Consider the following 19,610-nt stretch of genomic DNA (forward strand, 5'->3'; position numbering starts at 1 on the left):
ATACTTAGCGCAAGGGCAAAGTATCGGTGGCGCGGACCGTCTATACCTGACTGCATGGTGATAGTCGAGGAGCCCGTCCGCCGTCAGCCGAGCCGGTGGCGCGACCTGCTGTTGGCGGGTGCGATATTCGGAGCCGGCATGGCGGTCGTCAGCATGGGGAGGCTCGCCGTCGTCCACCCGGATCTGTTCTTCTTCGCCGCCATCGGCTCGTGGCTCGCTTCGCTGATCACGGTCACGCTGGCGCTGGGCTGGAAGTCCGTCCTGGGGACCGCCGCGGTCGCTCTCGTGTCGTTCTGCGCCCTGCTGCTCCCGGCCTTCACCGTGCAGGACGCCGTGCTGAGCACCCGCGGCGAGCGGATCACCGCGACCGTGGTGGGCAGCGACGAGACCGCGACCGGCTACGGCGACCACCGGGTCCTCACGCTGGCCGGTCCCGACGGCACGGTGCTGCCGGGCCTGCTGGAGGTCCCCGACGGCGTCACCGTCGGTCCGACGGTCGAGGTCGTGGCCGATCCGGCGGGTTGGGTGCATCCGAAACTCGCCGCCGACGTCCCCGAGGAGCTCAGCCCGGCGGGCGGCATCATGGTCACGGTCATCATCGTGGCGCTCTGCTTCGGCCTGCTGATGCTGGCCTGCTTCGTCGCGATTTTCAGCGAGCGGCGCCACCCCTCCGCCTGACCCGATGCGGCGGCCGCCCGCAGCAGCGGCGTGACACCCCGCAGAGCCCTCACCCCGCGCACCCGCTCGCCGTGTTCCGTTGCGGACATAATCTGCATTGCGTCCGTATTCACAGCGCGGAAGGATCTTGAGTTATGTCCATGCAGGATCTGGCCGAGCGGTTCCGCGCGGTCGACACCACCGCGATCTGCGACGCCGACAAAACCGTCCGGACGATGAGCTCGGCGATCCGCCCCAGGTCCGCTCAGCGGCGGATCTGCGGTACGGCGTTCACCGTCCGCTGCCGGGATGACTTCCTCGCGGTCCTGCGCGCCGTCGAAACGGCGGCACCGGGCGATGTCATCGTGGTGGACGGCGGCGGACGGGAGATCGCCCTGGCCGGAGAGCTGTTCGCCCGAGGAGCGCTGGTGCGGGGCCTCGGCGGCATCGTCATCGACGGCGGATACCGCGACATGGCGTACATATCCGGGTGCGATCTTCCGGTCTACAGCCGCTTCGTCACCCCCATGGCGGGCACCGTGTCGGCACTCGGCGACCTGCAGACCCCGGTGACCTGCGGCGGAGTGACGGTCAACCCCGGAGACATCGTCCTCGCCGACGAGGAGGGGCTCATCGTCGTCGCCCCCGATCAGGTCGACGACCTCCTCGCCAGGGCGGCCGCGGTGAAGGACGCCGAAGGCAGACTGGTCGCACGGCTGACCGCCGGTGCCACCTTGAGCCAGGTCACCAACCTCGATCAGCACGTCGACACGCTCCTGCGCGGCGAACCGTCATCCCTGGCCCTGCTGGCGTGAGCAGCAGGAGTCGAGACCGTCAGGAACCGATGAGATCCGTGTTGATCGTGACCTGCGGCGGGCAGGCCGCCCGCAGCGCGCCGATCAGGTTCGCCAACGCCGGGATCGTGCCCGTGGCGGGTGACCAGATCGGCAGGACGGCGCGCGTGCCGTCGAGAAGATCGAGCTCGACGGCGTGCGCTCGGATGGGCCGGCTCTTGACCAGCACCACCTCGGTGGGGACGACCGCGACGGACACGATCGACGCGACCGGAACGCTCCCGCTCGCAGCGACCGCGCGTCGCGGATTCCTGGGGGTACGCCAGGTCACCGCCTCCCGGGTGACGCTCACCCAGGACTGCCGCGGTACGGCGAGGAGCCGGACGGCACTGACGACGAACCCGGCGACCAGCAGGGCGTAAAGGCCCCACACGACCGCCTGGCCCGGAAGGTCGATGGCGGCGACGACGACACCCAGCACGGCGAAGAGCACGGCATACGCCGCGAGCACCCTGGCGATCACCCGGTAGGACGTCACATAGATCTTCACTCGGTAACCCCTGTTCGATGGTGCCGCGGCGGGCAGTGTGCGGCACCCCGTCCGCCCTCGTCAAGACCGACGCCGGTTGCCGCTTTGTCGCAGTGGTCGCGCATAATCGCACGTCATGAGCGACCCCTCCGTGATCGACAGCCTCCGGGCGGCGGCCCGCGCCCGTCCCGACGATCTTCCGTTGCGGGTGCACCTGGCCGAGATGCTCCTGCGGGCCGGCCGATCGGCCGAGGCGATCAGCGAGGCGGCGGGAGTCCTCGCCGTTGATCCGCAGCACGCGGCGGCGCAGGCGTTGATGAGGACCGCGATCGCGCCACCGGCCCACCTCGATCCGGGCCCCGGCTCACCCGACCAGCCCGCCTCGGGCGCCGACGTGGACTGGAACGCGCTGGAGCGGGACCTCGCCGGTGTCGCCCTCCCCCGGTTCGCCACCGGACCGGAGACCGGCGAGGCCGATCGCACGTTCGACGTGGAGCGCTCGCAGCTGCGCCTGGACGACGTCGGCGGCATGGCCGAGGTGAAGAAGCGGCTCGAGATGGCGTTCCTCGCCCCGATGCGCAACCCGAAGCTGCGGGCGATGTACGGCAAGAGCCTGCGCGGCGGCCTGCTGCTCTACGGCCCGCCCGGCTGCGGCAAGACCTTCCTGGCCCGGGCGGTGGCCGGGGAGATGGGCGCCAGTTTCATCACCCTGTCCATCGTCGACGTGCTCAACATGTGGATCGGCAACTCCGAGCGCAACCTGCACGAGATGTTCGAAGCCGCCCGGCGCAACGCCCCCTGCGTGCTGTTCCTCGACGAGATCGACGCGCTGGGCCACAAGCGGTCCCAGATGAACTCCTCCGGCATGCGCACGCTCGTCAACCAGCTGCTCGCCGAGCTCGACGGCATGGACGGCGACAACGAGGGCGTGTTCGTCCTGGCCGCCACGAACGCGCCCTGGGACGTGGACGCCGCGCTGCGCCGCCCGGGACGGCTGGACCGCGTCGTGCTGGTCCTGCCGCCCGATGCCGCAGCACGCGAGGCCGTCCTCACCTACCACCTGCGGGACCGGCCCATCGCCGGCATCGACCTGAAACGCATCGTCGGGGCGACGGAGGACTTCTCGGGAGCGGATCTGGCCCATCTGTGCGAGACCGCCGCCGAATACGCCATGCACGACTCGATCACCACGGGTGAGATCCGCATGATCGAGCAACGCGACTTCGACAGGTCGCTGCGCGAGGTTCGCCCATCGACCGCACCGTGGTTCGCCACCAGCCGAAACGTGGCGCTCTTCGCCAACGAGGGCGGGCTGTACGACGACCTCGCCGCGTACCTGAAGAAACGCAAGCTGCTGTGAACACCGCTGCCGTGATCGACGATCTCCGACGGGCAGAGAGCCTGCTGGAGATCGACAGGCTGGAGGCCGCGCGGGAGATCCTCGCTCGGATACTGGCGGAGCAGCCCGATCTCTACGAGGCGCAGTGTTTGGCGGCTCGCGCGAACATGGCGCCGGGGCGGTACTCGATGATGCTGCTCCACGCCGAAGCCGCGATCGCGGTCGAACCCGGGATGGACTGGGCACACCGCCTGCGCGCCATCGCCCTGCGCCACAGCCTCCAGTACGACGCCTCCGTCGCCGCCGCGAGAACGGCGGTCCGGATCGCGCCCGACGCGTGGCAGTCCCACACCACCCTGACCGACTCCCTGCTCATGTTCACGACCACGGCGGAGCTTCGCGAGGCTCACGACGCGGCGAAGCGGGCCCGGGAACTCGCACCGGAGCAGCCCTCCGCGCACATCACCATGGCACGGGTCTACAGCGCTGTCGCCGACCACCGCAGAGCCCGCGAATGCCAGCAGACCGCGTTGTCGCTGGACCCCGAGAACACCATCGCCCGACACAACCTGGCCGTCAACCAGCTCGCCCAGGGGAAGCTCGCCGCGGCCGGCCGGCAACTCGCGAGTGTCATCGCCGCGAACCCCCATCACCCCCTCTTCCAGCACAACACTTCCGTCGCGGCGAACGTGTGGGTATGGCGTCGCGCCGACCACGCCGCTTTCGCCTGGGCCGCAGCCGCAGTGCTCGCGCTGCGCTGGCCGGGCAGCCTCGCAGACCACGTGGGCGCCGCCGTCCTCGCCGCAGTGCAGGTGATCGGTCTGGTGACCGCATACCGGCGGCTGCCGGCCGGCATGAGACACCTGGTACGCGCCGCTCCCAGCCGTCACGCCAAGCGACGGATCCTCGCCTACGGGTGCGTCGCGGCACCGACCAGCGCCCTCGTCCTGCACGCGGTGGCGATGAACCCCGTCATCACCGGGATCGCGGGGGCGGCGGCGGTGCCTGCCTTCGGGTGCGTCATCTTCGCCGCAGCGCGACTGCGCAGCCGTGCTGTCGCAGCGGTCATCGGCTTCTTCCGGCGGTGGCGCTTCCGGCTGTTCGTTCTCCGCTGACGCCGCCCTCCTCGCCGCGGCCGGAGGCTGATCGTCGTGGTCGAGGCGACACTCCCTAAAGCTTCCTAGGCAGGTTGAGCCGGCAGGAAGATCCTCCTACTCGGTGGTCGTCGCCGGGGCGACGCTCGCGATGACCACCCTGGTGAAACCGTCCTGAACGGGAAGCAGACGTCCAGCCGGCGATCGGCGGCGACCCCGCCGGCGCAGCGGACCGGGCGTAGATCGACATGGCGGGCGAGCAGAACTACGCTGTGCGGCGTGTTCCGCGACGTCGAGGCAGAACGGCTCCTGAGCGCCGCCCGGCACACGGCCGACCCGGTGGCGGCCGCCCGGCTGGCCACCGAGGCGTTCCTCGAACTGTCGCGCACCGCCGATCCCGACACCCTGTCACCGCTCGTGCGGCGCTTGGCCGGGCTGCGGTCCGAGCCGCCGAGAGCGCAGACGGAGGCGCTCTTCCACACCGTCGCCGGAGTGGTGGCGATGCGTACGCGCCAGTCCCACGCCGCTCGGCACCTCGACGCCGCGATCCGGCTCATCGAGCAGCGCCGGCTGCACGACGATCCGCTCTTCCTCGAATGCGCCGTCACGTGCACGCTCACCGTGATGCGCCCGCACGAGGTGCGCCCCCGCTACGCCCACCTCATCGCCGGCCTCGACACCGAACCCGCCCGGCGGGCCCGGCTGGTGGCCCTGCTCGGCCTCGGCGACGCGTGGAGCGGAGGGCTGCTGCGGGGGCGTACCGAGCTGAAGGAGGCGGTGCGGCTGGCCCGCGCGGCCGAGCGGACCGATATCGAGGCGGAGGCGATGTCGTGGCTGGCGAAGGTCGAGGCGCTCTGCGGCGACCTGCCCGCCGCGGCCGACGCGCTGCTGCGGACCCGCGACCTCGCCGCGCGCGCCGGGTCGAGCTGGGTCGCCTTTCACATCACCGAGTGCGCCGCAGCGCTGCACCTCGCCTCCGGCGACCAGGACGCCTGGCTGGGCGTGCTGGAGAACGTCGTCGCCACCCACGTCGGCGCGACCTCGGGGCTCGTTTTCGAACACCGCTGGGAGCTCGCCACCCACTACGCCCTGCACGACCGCGCCGCCGATGCCGCCGCGCTGCTGACGGACCTGCCGGAACCGCCGCTCGCCTGGCCCGGCGCACCCGTCCTGCCCGCCTGGCGGGCCTGGATCTCCGATCCCGCCGACATCTCCGCGATGGCCGGATTCGAGGCCGCTCTGGCGGGGCTGAACCAGCCCGTGGAGCGGCTGTCCCGGGCCCGCATGGCGTGGCTGCTCGGCTCCCAGCACGCCCGCCTCGGCCGCCGGGCCGACGCGTTCCGGCTGCTGGAGAGCGCGTCGGCGGCGTACGCGTCGATGGGCGCTGCCGGACTGCTGGCGCGGGTGACCGACGAACTCGACCGGATCGCACCCGGATCGACACCGTCTCTACTCACCACCGCCGAGACCCGCGTCGCCCGCGCGGTCGCGGGCGGTCTCAGCAACCCGGAGACCGCGCAGCTGCTCGGCGTCTCGGCCAGGACCGTCGAGTTCCACCTCGGCAACGTCTTCCGCAAGCTCGGGGTCCGCAACCGCACGGAACTGGTCGGGGCCCTGGGTCCTGCGGTCCGTCCATGACATGTCGACCTAGGGAACTCCCGGGGTTCTCGCACCGCGACGCGTCGCCATCCCGACAGGAGCGGGCGTGCCCGGTGAACCGTTGAGATCGTCTCCGGCATGTCGCGAAGAACTCTCGCAATCACCGCTACCCTCCTTCTCCTGGCGACGGCCCTGACCGGGTTCCCGGCGTCGGCCGCGCCGGAGGAGGCGCCTGTCCTGAAATCCCTGCGCCTGTGCGACCCCACCGGCTGCTACCTCGCCTGGCGCGTCGTCGATTCCGACGGCGACGGCGTCTGCGACGCAGACGAGATCGTGGCGGGCACCGACCCCTACGACGCGCGCAGCCACCCGGGGATGGCGCTGCTGGTGGAGCTCACCGCCGCCCGTACCCTGCCGTCCTTCGAGGCCGGTCAGGGCGGCTTCGCCGTCATCCCCGCCAACGTCCTGGCCGCCTGGGCGAAGGACGGCCGCTCCACCGACGGCGTCTTCGCCTACGCCACGCGAGCCGACGCCCTCGCGCGCATGGGCGTCAGCTCCGAGCTGCTCGCCGAGTGGGGACTCAACCCCGGCCGGGGCCTGACGATCGGGGTCGGCCTGGCCGCCGAGGTGGGACAGACACCGCCCCTGCGGGTCGGCAGCCTCGCCGTCACCCGCGCCTCCTCCGGCTTCGGCCAGCCCTACGGCTCGTCGACCGTGACCGGGATCAAGGGAGCCGACGGTCTGCCCGCGCAGCTCATCGCCTATGCCAACGGGGTGAAGGGCATCGCCACCTACGCCGCCGGGCAGACCGACACCTCCTTCACCGATGGGAACGGTGCCGGGATCGGCGGCAAGACCACCATCACCGGCAAGGACGGCCACGGCTACCCGACGATGACCGAGATGGTCACCGACTCGAACGGCCAGGTCGAGTCGATCACCCGGACGTCGCAGGTGGGCGACGCCAATTACACGCAGATCTATACGGATACCACCCAGTACAACCGGAACAGCTCCGGCAAGGTCGTCAGCACCACGGTCACGCACACCACGTCCACCACGACGAAGCACGGCTCCGGCACTGTCAAGACCATCAAGCAGTGCGATGCCGGCGGCGGCAACTGCCAGGACGTGACCCAACCGCCGCACGGCGACGGCCCCGGTGGCGGCGAACCACCCGCCCACGGCGGCGCCTCGACCGGTGACCACGGCGGCGCGAGCCACGGTCCGGCCGAGGGCATCGATCCGGAGCCCGCGAGCGGCGACAATCCCGGCGGGCACGGCGACCCGGACGACGACGACCCGAAGGACCACGGGTACATCGAGTCCGACTACGCCGGGCCCGCGTTCATCAGCCAGGAGCAGGTCGACAAGACGCTGCGCCTGCGCGGCGCGGCCGTCAACGTCATCCAGGGCTGGCAGGCGCCGGGCCTGGACCGCGACCCGAAGTTCCCCAACCTCGGCGTGATCATGCTGGTCACCGACGCCGGTGACACGTTCACGGTGCTCGGCGAGCCGGACCGGGTCGCGACGGCACAGCCCGAGCGGCGGCCGGACCTGCCCCAGCCGGGGCAGCCGGGCGGCAGCATTCCGTCCGGCGGCTGCCTGTTCTGCTACGGCGGCTGACACCAGCTCGGGTCTGAACCGCCCGCACACGGAGGGAGCCGCCGTCGTGGTTCCCTCCGTGTCACCTCGTCGACGGCATGCCTAGCCGCCGCTGGGTGGCGGCATCCACGAATTCTTGCCGAGCCCGCGCTTGAACGCCTCGTCCGGACCGACGGGCTCCTCGTCGCCCGCTCGACGGAACTCATCGTGACGCAGCTCGCTCCGGCGGTCCCGCATCGTCGCGATCCGGATGTACCCGAAGATCGCCAGCCCTATGGCCACGAAACTGACGAGCCACCAGCCCCACATAGACATGGCTATTCGTAACTCGCCGACATGAACATCGGGCGAACGAGCACTCCCGCCTTCCGGCGCTCACGTGGGGGCAGACCCCGCTGAGCAGGGCCGCGACAGTTCCGCGGCGGCGATGACGATCACCGGGCAGTCTATCCATCCATATCATTACATTGTACTAACGCACGTGCGCGAGTCCGTCGCACACCCATGACGCGACCGTCACACATGCGAGCGGCCCACCGCAGCGGCCGCCACGGCCAGCAGTACGAGCAGGCCCAGGTAGGCCAGCGCCGCAAGCACAAGCCGCCGGGAACGCCTGGAGCCGGCCTCCCGGATCGGCCACCACGCCGGCGGGGGCGCTCGACGACGAACGATCTCACCGCGGATCGCCGCCTCGGCCATCGCCCACAGATCGCACCGGTAGGCGTAGTCCACCGCGGGCTCCCGGGGCGGCGGGGTGTGGTGATGGAGCAGCAGTCGTCGGTACAGGTCGTCGTCACTGGCCCTTCGCAGGCCCCCTAGCAGTGATTCATCGGCCACAACTCAACAAATCACCCATAAACGCACCATAAAAGGCAGTTGTCATAAATTTGACATTGCCCCTACTCCTCCCGGAAGGAGCAGGTCATGGGCTCACGAGGCTTCGGCATCAGGGACGACCGCCGGTTCCGGCAGCTCGGCCCCCTGGTGGCGGGGCAGGGTGAAGGCGAACCGGGTGCCGGTTTCCGCCGTGGTGTCGAGTGTGATGGTGCCGCCGTGGTACTCGACGATCTTCTTGCACAACGCCAGGCCGATGCCGTTTCCGGGATAGGCGTCGCGGTTGTGCAGGCGCTGGAAGATGACGAAGATCCGGTCGGCGTACTCGCTGCCGATGCCGATGCCGTTGTCGGCGAAAACGAACCGCCACATGCCGGGATCGGTGTCGGGCTCCACGGTCAGGGAAACGACGGGAACCCGGTCGGGTGCCCGGAACTTCACGGCGTTGGAGAGCAGGTTCTGCAGGAGCATGCCCAGCTGGGTGGGGTCGCCGTCGACAACCGGCAGCGGATCGTGGCGCAGGTCGGCGCCGGCATCGTTGACCGCGATGCTCAGCGCAGCCGTCGTGTGCTGCCAGATCTGTTCGAGGTCGACCGGGGTGTAGGCGTCGTGCAGGCGGCCGACACGGGAGAACGCCAGCAGGTCGTTGATGAGGGTCTGCATCCGGGTCGCGCCGTCGACCGCGAACTCGATGTACTGGTTGGCACGGTCGTCGAGCTGGTCGGCGTACCGCCGCTGCAGCAGCTGGCAGAAGGACGCGACCTTCCGCAGCGGCTCCTGCAGATCGTGGGAGGCGACGTAGGCGAACTGCTCCAGCTCGGAGTTGGACCGGGCGAGATCGGCGGCATAGGCATCTTTCGCCTGCTCGGCGGCGTGGCTGACCGCGAGCTCGTCGACGAGCCTGCGACGCATCGCCTCGACCTCGGCTGCCACCGATCGCAGATCCGCGGGGCCGCCGGTGGCGATGGGATGGGTGAAGTCGCCCGCGGAGACGAGCCGCAGCTGCCGGGACAGGCTCTCCAACGGAGCGTTGATACCGCGGCGCAGGCCGAGGTAGACGAGGGCCGCCAGGGCGATGATCGCCAGGCCGATCGCGGTGAACAGCCAGGTCCGCAAGACCCTGGCCTGGCGCAGGTCGCCGCTCGCCGCAGCCTGCTGCTGACGCAGGTGCTCCTGCTGGAGGGTCACCGCCGCACGCAGCGCGTCGAACTCCTGCTTCCCCGTGTCGGTGAGGGCTGCGGGCAGCGGCACAGGCCGGCCGGCCGGAGCGGTGACGATGGGCTGGGCGACGTCGTGTCGCCACCGCTCGGCGAGCTCGATCACCAGGTCCAGATCGGCGGTCGCGGCTTGATCGCCGGCGGTGAGGGTCCGCAGCTGCGCCACGGCCGTGTCCTGCTGCCTGCGGCCGCTGGAGTAGGGCTCGAGGAAGTCGGCCTGCCCGGTGATCGCGTACCCGCGTACCCCCGTCTCCTGGTTGATCAGGGAGTTCTCCAGCTGGACCGCCGCGATCAGCGCGGGGTTGCTGCGGCTGTTGAGCTGGTTGCTGATCGTGGTGGCGTAGGAGAAGTACCAGACGGCCAGGAGGGAGAGCCCGATCAGCACCACCAGCGCGCCGGTCATGCCCGCGGCGAGCCAGCGCCGGGTGGTCCAGCTGCCGGTACGCGGCAGCCGGCGGTCAGCGGATTCTGGCGCGGCCTGTCGGGGTGTCACAGCGGCTCCGGTGCGGAGAGAGTCGGGGCTCGTGGCCGTTCGCCACAAACCCAGCGGAGCTTACCCGCGACAACAGTTGTTGTCGCTGGGGGTCGGTGGGCCTAAGGTGGTGGCCGTGATCGACGAGCCTTCAGGCGCCATTGCCGAGCCGGGTACCCGGGCCGCGGCCGTCCTCACCGAGCTCGTCGACCGGCTCGCCGACCCTGACGACCCGCACCCGCAGCAGGCTCTGGACCGGCTCGCGGTCCTGTTCGAAGTCCAGACCGCCGTCGGCATGCACATCCGGCAGGCCGCCGCCGATGCCGCAGCGGCCGGGGCCAACTACGCCCAGATCGGCGCCGCCTGCCGCATGACCCGCCAAGGCGCCCGCCGACGCTGGCCCGGCCTCGTCTTCGCCCGACCTGCCCACACCAGCGCTGAAGGAGCCGACCCCGTGATCGCCGACCTCACCCACACCTACACAGTGCTACTGATCGAGGACGACGACGCCGACGCCATGCTCATCGAGGAAGCCCTCATCGAACACGGCATGACCCGCACCGTCCACCGCGCCGACGACGGCATTTCGGCCCTCGAGTTCCTCCGCGACGACACGTCACCGCGCCCCGACCTGATCGTGCTGGACCTGAACATGCCGCGGATGAACGGCCGCGAGGTCCTCGCCGTCCTCAAGCACGACCCCAGCCTCTCGACGATCCCCGTCGTCGTCCTCACCACCTCCACCGCCCCGGACGACATCAACGGCGCCTACCGCGAGCACGCCAACGCCTACGTCACCAAACCCGTCAGCCTCGACGACTTCCTCAGCACGGTCCAGAGCATCGACGCGTTCTTCCTCAGCACCGCCACCCCGCCCTCCGCGGCCGGTGCCGAACCCGGACGCCAGGAAGAACGGTGAGCCGCCCTTCCGCCGGATCGGCATAGCTCCTCCGGAGCCGACAGGGCGGCCGTGGCGCCCTGCCGGGCGCCACGGCCGCACACTGCCGCATCGGGGCCTGTCAGTAGACCTCCAGCTCCGCGAACTGCATCCGGTAGGTCGGGTCGTTCGGGTTGGTGTTGCGCAGGCTGGTGCCGGTCACCCGGAGATACCGCGCGCTCTGAGCACCGAACCCGATCCGCTGCGGCGCGGCCCCGGCCGGGGCCGGGTAGCCCGTGCGGACGGTCGCCGTCGACCACGTGCTGCCGTTGCTCGACACCTCCACCCGGAAGTCGACCGGGAATCCCTGGCCGGCGTTGCCCGCGTCGGAGCGCGGGTAGAGCAGCACCCGGTTGACCGAGCGGAGCGCGCCCAGGTCCACCTGGACCCACTCGGTGTGGTTCGCTCCCAGCGCGTTATTCGACGACCAGCCCATCGCGGTCGGCGTCGAGGTGGTGGCGCCGTCGTTGACCGCCGCCACGCCCCAGCCCGCGAACTCCGCCGAACTGCTCGCGGTCCGCGCCCCGCCGGACGCCGTATTCGTGGCGCCGATGGTGGTCTCGAACTTCGAGGTCCGGTTCGCCTCGGCGTTCCAGGTCACGCCGTTGTCGTTGCTGTACGCCTCACCGCCGCCCGGGTAGGGCGCGGCGTCGTTGTAGGTCAGCCCGTAGCAGCCCGAGGTGGTCGCCGACTGCACCAGGATGCCGTATCGGACGCCCGCCGTGACCGCGATGTTGGGGGCGACGGTGATGTTGCGGGGCGCCCAGCCGACCGACGACGCGGGCACCGTGGTGGTGGCGAGCGTCGCGCCGGGCTGCAGTCCGGCGTTGACCGCCACGATGCTCACCTGGAGTCCCGCGTTGGCACCGCCCATCTGGAACGTGGTGTAGGAGGCACCGGTCAGCGTTCCGCTGCGCGAGGCGACGAAGGTCTGCAACCGCCGCAGGCCGCCCGAACGGATGTCGCACCAGGTGCGGTAGCGGTCCGACCCGCCGGACTGGTCCCGGTCGGCGGCGGGCGCCGCGCTGGACGCGGACCCGGTCGACAGGGCCAGTGTCACGGTGTTCTGGCAGCTGAAGGGCTGCACGTCGCCGTTGGCGGCGAAGGTCAGCGGCGCCCAGTGGAAATTCGCCAGCGCCTCGTTGTTCTGCCCGTTCCACAGGTCGCTGCCGTAGAGCCAGGCCGTACCGGTGGTGGTCGGGATCGCGGCGACCAGCGACGGCTGACCCCCGCACGAGTTGGCGTTGATGCTGACCGGTGCCGACCAGCTGCCCAGCGGCGAGGCGGCCCGCTTCACCCAGGTCTGGGTGCCGCCGCAGTAGGCGCAGGTCGGCCCGTAGACGTAGTAGTAGACGCCGTCGCGCTTGAACATCGACGGTGCCTCGGTGTGCAGCGAGTTCAGCCGGATGTAGCTGCCGGTGCCGCTGGTGTATGCCGCGTTGAGCCGCTCGATGACCTGGTCGTGGCCGCTGCGGATGTCGGTGTAGGCGAGGTACGCCGTGCCGTCGTCGTCCACGAACAGGTCGTGGTCGCCGTTGACGAAGCTGCCGGGCGTGCCCATCAGCGCGATCGTCGGCTCGGCCACCTCGGTGAACGGGCCGGCCGGGGTGGCCGAGGTGAAGACGTGGTAGCCGCTGGCGTTGTCGTAGCTGTTGATCCACAGGACGTACTGTCCGGTCCCCGCGTTGAAGACCACGTGCGGGCGGTAGCAGCCGTAGCGCGGCGGAGCGCATCGGCCCTGCCATAGCGCGTTCGCGGCGTCGAAGAGGAAGCCCTCGTCGGTCCAGCCCTGAAGGTCGCTGGAGCTGTAGACCTTGAACCCGCAGAACGGGGTGCCGGTGGTCGACAGCGCGTAGCCGCAGTCGTAGCTGGTGCCGTAGAGGTAGTAGCGGCCGCCGAACAGGGCCAGGTCGCCGTCGTGCGCGTCGACGGCGTTGCCCGCGACGTCGTAGCGGGTGACCTGGTTGCCGGCGGAGTCGAAGTTGACGATGGTGGTGGTGTAGGCGGCCGACGCCGGGGCGGCGGCGAGCCCGGTGAGGCCTGCCACGAACAGCAGGAGCGTGACGATGAACGCGGGACGACGCATCGATGACTTCCTCTCTGATCTGCGCATCAGCCGACCCGGAGCTCGGCCAGCTGAAAACGGAACCGGGTCGGCTCATCGGCGGCGGGGGTACCCAGCCGGGTGACGAGGACCCGTACGTAGCGGGCGGTGGTGGCGGTCAGCACGTAGGACTGCGCCGTCCCGTTGGGGTTGGCCTGCCCGGTGACGGTGCGGACGGTGGTGTAGGTCCCGCTGCCCGAAGCCCTGGTGGCGATGGTGAAGTCGACCGGGAAGCCCGCGGTGCCGCCTCCGGACGCGGCCGTGTCGGTCCGCGGGAAGAGCGTCAGCGTCGAGATCGGACGGTCGACGCCGAGGTCCAGCTCGACCCATACCCCGCCGACGGCCGGCCCGGGGAACTCGTTGCTGGTGTAGCCCTTCGCCCCGCCGACGCTGGTGGTGGTGCCGTCGAAGGCGAAGGCCCGGTTCCAGTCGCCGTTCTCCAGCGTGTCGCTCGCGGTGACCACGGTGTGCGCGGGCGGCACGGCGAGTTCGGCCAACTGCAGCCGGTAGTAGACGCCCGCCTCGTCGTGCGCGGGCGCGCCCAGCCTGGTGGCCTGCACGCGCAGGTAGCGGGCCCGGGTCGGGGTGAAGCCGTAGGTCTGCGGCACCCCGTTCGGATTGGCCTGCCCGGTCACCGTGCGGACCGTCGTGTAGGAGCCGGCGCCGTTGGCTCTTGCCTGGATCGTGAAGTCCACCGGGAAGCCCGGGGTTCCCCCGCCGGTGGCGGTGGTGTCGGTACGCGGGAAGAGCCGCAGCGCGTCCAGGTCGGTGTCGGCGCCGAGGTCGACCTCGACCCAGACCGGTGCGCCGCTGACATCGGGGTTCAGCGTGTAGTCGCTGGTGTAGCCGCGCGAGCCGGCGACGCTGTTCAGGGTGCCGTCGGTCAGCCTCGCCCGACCCCAGTCGCTGTTCTCCAGCGAGTTGTTGCTCGTCACCGGCTTGCCCTGGGCGATGTTGCCCGCGCCGGGGACGGTGCCGCCGGTGCCGGTCTCGCCGAAAATCCAGGTGCCCGGCGCGGCGGTGAAGTAGACGAAGTTCGCGTCGCTGCTCTGGTAGGCCAGCCCGGCCACGCTGCCGGTGGGCGCGCCGCCGGTGTAGACGGTGGTGCCGTTGGCGGTGATCGTCACCGCGCTCATGCCGAGCTTCGGTACGCCGATCGACGCCGTGGTGCCCGCCGGGGAGACCACCTTCAGGCTCGCCTGGGTGCCCGACGGACGGCTCAGCTCGACGTCGATCGTCCCCTTCACCGTCGGCACCGCCACGTCGAGCGAGCTGAACCCGCCGACCTGCGGCGTGACCTGGTAGGCCGCGTACCCGGGCTGCGTCGGTCGGACCCCCGCGGCGTAGGCGGAGAGCACGTAGAGCGGGCCGCCGTTCCAGGCGTGGTTGTCGGTCCCGCCGCCGCCCTTGCTCCACAGCTCCCACAGCGTGTAGCCCGGGTCGCTGACCTGGGAGGCGTAACGCGAGCGCATCCGGGCCTCGGCCGCGGCCGGGTTTCCCATCAGGTAGAGCGCCTCCAGCACGTAGAACTCCAGGTACGGGCTGGCGTTCTGGTGGGCGCCCAGCACGTTGACGATCGCCGGGTAGGTCGACGGCGCGGCCAGTCCGGCCACCACGGCGAGGGCGTTGCCGCGGTCGTCGGTGTCGCCGCCGTAGCCGGGCGAGCGGTACTCCCCCTGCGCCGGACGCCACAGCACCCGGTTGAAGTTGTTGGCGATGCTGGTCCGCTTCGCCTGCAGCCCGGCGACGTCACCGGTGTTGCCGGTCAGCTGCGCCATCTTGATCGCGGTGTCCAATGCCAGGTAGTACCAGGCGTTGTCGAGCACCCGGGCGTCGATGTTGGCGCCCCAGTCCTCCCAGTCCCAGTTCCCGGCCCGGTGGTTGACGAGCCCGTCGGCGTCGAGCGTCCACAGGTTCAGGTACTTCTTGACCTCCGGGTAGGCGTTGCCGACCGTGACGGAGTCCCCGGTGTAGGTGTAGAACGTCCACAGCGACCAGACCGAGGCGAGCATCTGCGTGGGCAGCTCGCTGCTCCAGCTGCCGGCCGGGACCGGGGAGTAGAGCTCGCCGCCGGTCTTCTGCCAGGCGGTCAGCTCGTTGATCGCCTTGCGGCCCAGGTCCTGGGAGCGGATGTCGAAGGTGTAGAAGCCCTCTTTGAGCTGGTTGACCACGTCGCCCCACCACTGGGCGCGCTCGCGGGTCGGGCAGTCGAAGTAGTTGTCGCGCATGTTCAGGTACATGGTGCGCGCGGCCTTGGTCCACAGCGTGTTGAAGAACGCGTCGTTGCTGGTGAAGGAGCCGGCCATGTCGGTGTCGTAGCCGCTCTCCCGGTACTGCAGCGCCGTGATCGTGACCCCGGCGGGGACGGTGTACTCCACGGCGGTGCCGCTCATCCAGCCGAGCGCCTCGAACTCCTGGACGCCGCCGGTGGTGACGTAGGTGGCCCGGACGTTGGCCTCGCCGCCGTCGTTGTAGTGGTCGGTGCGCACCCCGATGGTCAGGCCCGCCGGGGCGTTCACCTTGAGGTAGGGCGTGACCTGGATGTTGGAGGGCAGCTTGGCGCTGATCACGCCGCCGTTGCCCTGTGTCGGCAGCGAGGCGGCGTTGGCGTAGTCGCGCAGCGCGCTGAACCGCAACGCCGGGATGGGCCGCTTGACCAGCGCGTTCCACGGCGCGGCTCCGGCGGCGCCCTTATCGGTCGCGGTGGCCCAGGAGGTGTCGGTGAAGGAGCCTGACTGCCAGTTGGCCATCGGCCCGGCGGTGCGGGCGTCGTAGTAGACATTGGACTCCGACAGCCGGTAGTTGGGTTGGGTGCCGGTCGTCTCGTGCTGGTAGCCGGGGTGGTTGACCGCCCGCCAGGAGCTGTCGCTGACCACCCGGGCGGTCGTGCCGCCGACGACGATGTCGGACTGCACGAGCAGGCCGCCCTGGCCGCTGCTCTTGTGCGAGAAGCCGTCCTTGCCGAAGTTCCAGGCCAGGATCGCGATCGTGTTGCGCCCGGCCGTCAGGTAGGGCGCGAGGTCCTTCTCGTCGTAGTAGGTGTCGGTGGGGTTGGGCCCGCGTTTGAGGCCGCCTTCGAAGGTGACCAGGGTGCCGTTGACCCACAGCCAGTATTTCGAGTCGACCGCGATGCTGGTCAGCGCCGAGCTGGGAGCGGCGGTCAGGTCGACGGTCTTGCGGAAGGCGACCCACTGGTCGGCGCTGCTGGACGCGGTCCAGATCCAGCGCGCACCGACGGCGAAGCCCGCCGGCTGCGGGTCGGCCGACAGGGCGGAGTGGGCCTGGGCGGTGGTGGTGCCGGACAGCACCGTGCCGCCGAGAAGGAGGGTACTGACGAGAAGGGAGAGGAGACGTGCTGGCGTGCGGACCATCGAGACGACCTCCAGGGACGGAAGGACGGTGCAGGGAACGCTGTAGAACAGTGGTGAATCGTTTCAAAAGTGCGGTCGAACTGCGGCCTCAGCCGTGGACCCGCGCCTCCGCCCGCGCCCATGCGGTACTACCGTCGCGCCCCCGGGTGGACTGAGGCGCGTACCCCCGCAGAGGGTTGTGCTTGCGCAGCAGCGACCGCAGGTCGCTCAGCCCGCCGGAGACCGCGCCCAGCGCCCGCGCCTGGACCAGCGCGTTGCCCAGCGCCGTCGCCTCCACCGGCCCGGCGGTGACCGGCAGCCCGCACGCGTCCGCGGTGAGCTGGCAGAGCAGCTCGTTGCGCGATCCCCCGCCGACCATGTGGACCACCTCGACCGAGCGTCCGGACAGCTCCTGCGCCTGCCGAACCGCACGGGCGTGCGCGATCGCCAGGCTCTCCAGGATGGCCCGGGCCATCGCCGCCCGCGACGACGGCACCGGCTGACCGGTGCGCGAGCAGTAGTCCGCGATCCGCGCGGGCATGTCCCCCGGCGGCAGGAACACCGGGTCGTCGGGGTCGACCACGCTGGCGAAGGGCGGCTGGGCGGCGGCCTCGCGCAGCAGCGTCTCCAGGTCGGCCGGCGAGCCCTGCGCCTGCCAGGTGCGCAGGCACTCCTGCAGCAGCCACAGGCCCATGACGTTGCGCAGGTAGCGCACCGTGCCGTCGACGCCGGCCTCGTTGGTGAAGTTGGCCTGACGGCTGGCGTCGGTGAGCACCGGGGCATCGAGCTCCACCCCGACCAGCGACCAGGTGCCGCAGGAGATGTAGGCGAAGCGGTCGCCCTCCGCCGGAACGCCGACCACCGCCGAAGCCGTGTCGTGCGAGCCGACCGCGAGCACCGGGACGTCCTCGTCCAAGCCGGTCTCGACCGCCACATCGGGCCGGAGCAGACCGACCCAGTCGCCGGGACGACGTAGCGGCGGGAAGATCTTTGGAGGCAAGCCCAGACCGGTGATCAGGTCGGTCGCCCAGCCGCCGGAGCGGGCGTCGAGCAGCCCCGTGGTGGAGGCGTTGGTGATCTCCGCGCCTTCCTCGCCGGTCAGCCAGTAGGCGAGCAGGTCCGGCAGGAGCAGCATTCGGCGGGCCGCCTGCGCGGCGGGTGTTTCCCGCGCGGCGACGAGCTGGTAGATGGTGTTGAAAGGGAGGTTCTGCAGCCCGGTCACCGCGTAGAGGTGCTCGGCGCCGACCTGGGCGAGCACTTTGCCCATCACGCCCTCGGTGCGCCGGTCCCGATAGGACACCGGGTTGCCGACCAGTGCGCCGGTGCCGTCGAGCAGCCCGTAATCGACCGCCCACGAGTCGATGCCGATGCCGTCGAGCCCGCCGCTGCTCCGCGCGGCGATGCCCGCCGCGCGCAACCCGTCGAGGACGCCCCGGTAGAGCCCCAGCACGTCCCAGTGCAGCGTGCCGCCGAGCTGGACCGACTGGTTGCCGAACCGGTGTACCTCGGTCAGGTCGAGCAGGTCCGGGCCGACCCGGGCGAGCATCACCCGGCCGCTGGACGCGCCGAGGTCCGCTGCGGCCACCGTCACCGCGCGGGAGGTCGTCATGGCTGGACGACCACCAATTCCATCTCCAGCAGCTCCGCGAGGCAGCGCAGCTCCGCCACCCGGTGGCCGGTGCCCAGCGCCCAGTGGTGGCCGACTCCGCTCGCGCTCCAGGTGTCGGTCCAGTCGCCGGGGTGGCAGCCGAAGTCGACCCGCGAGGTGGTGTTGCCGATGGCAAGCACGGGGCCGTCGACGACGGTGCCCTCGGAGGCGACCAGCACGTACTTGCCGTCGCGGCGCTGCCCCACGCCGAGCAGCGTCACCGGGCCGGTCGCGACGGTGAACTCCACCGACACCCCCCAGCCGCGCTTGCCGTGATAGACGCCGAGCCCGCGCAGCAGCGGGCGGCGGTCGCTGATCGCGAGGTGGCCCGGGCCGTCGTGGCCCATCTCCACGACGTTGTCGCGGAAGTTGAGCGCCTGCAGCTCGGTGAAGGAGCCGCCGCCGCCGAGCCGGTCCATGATGAGCATGGCGAGGCTGGTACGCAGCTCGTACTCGCCCACCGCCGGAATGCCCCGGGCCGTGAGCAGCGACGCACCGAGGATCAGCCCGGCACCGAGGCGCTCGTGCAGCTCGCCGTCGAGACCCCGGTGGTAGTAGGCGAGCGAGTGCAGGTCGAAGTCGGCCACCATCGCGTCGAGTCCACACGCGACGGTGGCGGCCCACTCCAGGTCCTCGGTGACGACGGAGTCGGCGATCTCGAAGATCTCGTGTGCCTGAGCCAGCTTGTCCGCGCGCTGCCGGTCGGTCACGGCGGCGACCCGGACCCGCAGGTCGTCGAGTTCCACGACCTCCATGTGCCCACCGAAGTGGGCGCTGACCATGGTGAGGTCGGTCGACACGTCGAGCATGCCGGGGTAGAGGTGGCCCATCAGCCCGTGCCGGGACTCGCGCAGCGATGCGCGTACGCCCGCCGCCTTGACCCAGCCGGTGATCTTGCCCCAGGCCCGCTCGTCGGCGAGGTAGCCCGAGACCGACCGGAACTCGATCCCCGACCGGTGCAGCGCGTTGGCGACCTCCGGCAGCGGGCACGCCCCGCAGTAGGCGAGCCACGTCCCGGTCGTCATGGCCGGGTGGTCCATCGCCTCGGTCGGCTGCAGGTTGATGAAGAGCACCGGCACGCCGGTCCGCTGGGCGATCGGCAGCACCATCGTGGCGGTCATGTAGGTCGTCATGAAGACCACGACGATGTCGCAGCCCGCCACCCGCAGCCGCTCCCCCGCCTTCGCCGCCTCCTGCGCGTCGGAGATGAACCCGACGTCGGTGACGTGCGCGCCGATCCCGCCCAGCCGTCGGCTCACCTCGCGGGCGCTCGCCTCCAGCTGCGGCAGCAGCTCGGGGAACTGCGGCCAGTAGGCACCCAGCCCACCCGCGACCAGGCCGACCCGGACCGGCCGGGCGGGCACCCGCGTCAGCGGGATCGAAGGGGCGTCCGTGCTTGTCATCTGATCTCTCCTTCGAGACTGGTCGGGT

Annotated in this window: 15 protein-coding genes; 7 read left to right on the top strand and 8 right to left on the bottom strand. The window is 70.8% G+C overall.

The genetic code is table 11. The features are described 5' to 3' along the window. Positions 1–54 precede the first annotated feature (54 nt). A complete protein-coding gene (locus F4553_RS05800) occupies positions 55–678 on the top strand; it encodes a hypothetical protein (RefSeq protein WP_184832990.1) in 624 nt (207 codons plus the stop codon). A gap of 134 nt (positions 679–812) precedes the next feature. Next, the gene (locus F4553_RS05805) at positions 813–1,472 is read left to right on the top strand and encodes an RraA family protein (RefSeq protein WP_184832992.1); all 660 of its coding nucleotides are present in this window, start codon (positions 813–815) and stop codon (positions 1,470–1,472) included. A gap of 19 nt (positions 1,473–1,491) precedes the next feature. On the opposite strand, the gene F4553_RS05810 is transcribed toward F4553_RS05805, so the two are convergent. After that, positions 1,492–2,001 carry a hypothetical protein gene (locus tag F4553_RS05810; protein WP_184832994.1) on the bottom strand — a complete coding sequence of 170 codons (510 nt, stop codon included), beginning with the start codon at positions 1,999–2,001 and terminating at the stop codon, positions 1,492–1,494. 115 nt (positions 2,002–2,116) lie between these two features. Between F4553_RS05810 and F4553_RS05815 the strand changes: the two genes are divergently transcribed. The 4 genes from F4553_RS05815 (at position 2,117) to F4553_RS05830 (ending at position 7,638) form a co-directional block, all read left to right on the top strand. Further along, positions 2,117–3,340 (top strand): AAA family ATPase, encoded by a 1,224-nt coding sequence (locus F4553_RS05815; protein WP_184832996.1) that lies wholly within the window; start codon positions 2,117–2,119, stop codon positions 3,338–3,340. Continuing rightward, positions 3,337–4,434, top strand: a complete 1,098-nt coding sequence (locus F4553_RS05820; RefSeq protein WP_184832998.1) for a tetratricopeptide repeat protein — start codon at positions 3,337–3,339, stop codon at positions 4,432–4,434. The genes F4553_RS05815 and F4553_RS05820 overlap by 4 nt, the downstream gene beginning before the upstream one ends. A 258-nt stretch (positions 4,435–4,692) precedes the next feature. Further along, the gene (locus tag F4553_RS42255; protein WP_184833000.1) at positions 4,693–6,051 is read left to right on the top strand and encodes a helix-turn-helix transcriptional regulator; all 1,359 of its coding nucleotides are present in this window, start codon (positions 4,693–4,695) and stop codon (positions 6,049–6,051) included. 99 nt (positions 6,052–6,150) lie between these two features. Beyond that, a complete protein-coding gene (locus F4553_RS05830) occupies positions 6,151–7,638 on the top strand; it encodes a thrombospondin type 3 repeat-containing protein (protein ID WP_184833002.1) in 1,488 nt (495 codons plus the stop codon). Positions 7,639–7,719: 81 nt separating this feature from the next. On the opposite strand, the gene F4553_RS05835 is transcribed toward F4553_RS05830, so the two are convergent. The 3 genes from F4553_RS05835 to F4553_RS05845 form a co-directional block, all read right to left on the bottom strand. Then, the gene (locus tag F4553_RS05835; protein WP_184833004.1) at positions 7,720–7,932 is read right to left on the bottom strand and encodes a hypothetical protein; all 213 of its coding nucleotides are present in this window, start codon (positions 7,930–7,932) and stop codon (positions 7,720–7,722) included. 201 nt (positions 7,933–8,133) lie between these two features. Further along, entirely contained in the window at positions 8,134–8,349 is a 216-nt protein-coding gene (locus tag F4553_RS05840; protein WP_184833006.1) for a hypothetical protein, read from the bottom strand. Positions 8,350–8,547: 198 nt separating this feature from the next. Continuing rightward, entirely contained in the window at positions 8,548–10,161 is a 1,614-nt protein-coding gene (locus F4553_RS05845; RefSeq protein ID WP_221469704.1) for a sensor histidine kinase, read from the bottom strand. Between the two features lie 115 nt (positions 10,162–10,276). On the opposite strand from F4553_RS05845, the gene F4553_RS42260 reads away from it, so the two are divergent. Continuing rightward, positions 10,277–11,059: a response regulator gene (locus F4553_RS42260; protein ID WP_312875101.1), complete on the top strand. Its 783-nt coding sequence runs from the start codon at positions 10,277–10,279 to the stop codon at positions 11,057–11,059. A gap of 100 nt (positions 11,060–11,159) precedes the next feature. Here F4553_RS42260 and F4553_RS05855 read toward each other — a convergent pair whose 3' ends face one another. The 4 genes from F4553_RS05855 to F4553_RS05870 all read right to left on the bottom strand — a co-directional run bounded on the left by F4553_RS05855 (position 11,160) and on the right by F4553_RS05870 (position 19,582). Next, positions 11,160–13,163 (bottom strand): family 43 glycosylhydrolase, encoded by a 2,004-nt coding sequence (locus tag F4553_RS05855; protein WP_184833008.1) that lies wholly within the window; start codon positions 13,161–13,163, stop codon positions 11,160–11,162. Positions 13,164–13,189: 26 nt separating this feature from the next. Next, positions 13,190–16,552 carry an alpha-L-rhamnosidase-related protein gene (locus F4553_RS05860; protein ID WP_184833010.1) on the bottom strand — a complete coding sequence of 1,121 codons (3,363 nt, stop codon included), beginning with the start codon at positions 16,550–16,552 and terminating at the stop codon, positions 13,190–13,192. Positions 16,553–16,640: 88 nt separating this feature from the next. Beyond that, the gene (locus F4553_RS05865; RefSeq protein WP_184833012.1) at positions 16,641–18,140 is read right to left on the bottom strand and encodes a rhamnulokinase; all 1,500 of its coding nucleotides are present in this window, start codon (positions 18,138–18,140) and stop codon (positions 16,641–16,643) included. Further along, positions 18,137–19,582: an L-fucose/L-arabinose isomerase family protein gene (locus F4553_RS05870; RefSeq protein ID WP_184833014.1), complete on the bottom strand. Its 1,446-nt coding sequence runs from the start codon at positions 19,580–19,582 to the stop codon at positions 18,137–18,139. Before F4553_RS05870 ends, F4553_RS05865 begins: the two co-directional genes overlap by 4 nt. Between the last annotated feature and the right edge of the window lie 28 nt (positions 19,583–19,610).

It is taken from the genome of Allocatelliglobosispora scoriae, assembly GCF_014204945.1.
In the GTDB taxonomy this organism is placed as follows: Bacteria; Actinomycetota; Actinomycetes; order Mycobacteriales; family Micromonosporaceae; genus Allocatelliglobosispora; species Allocatelliglobosispora scoriae.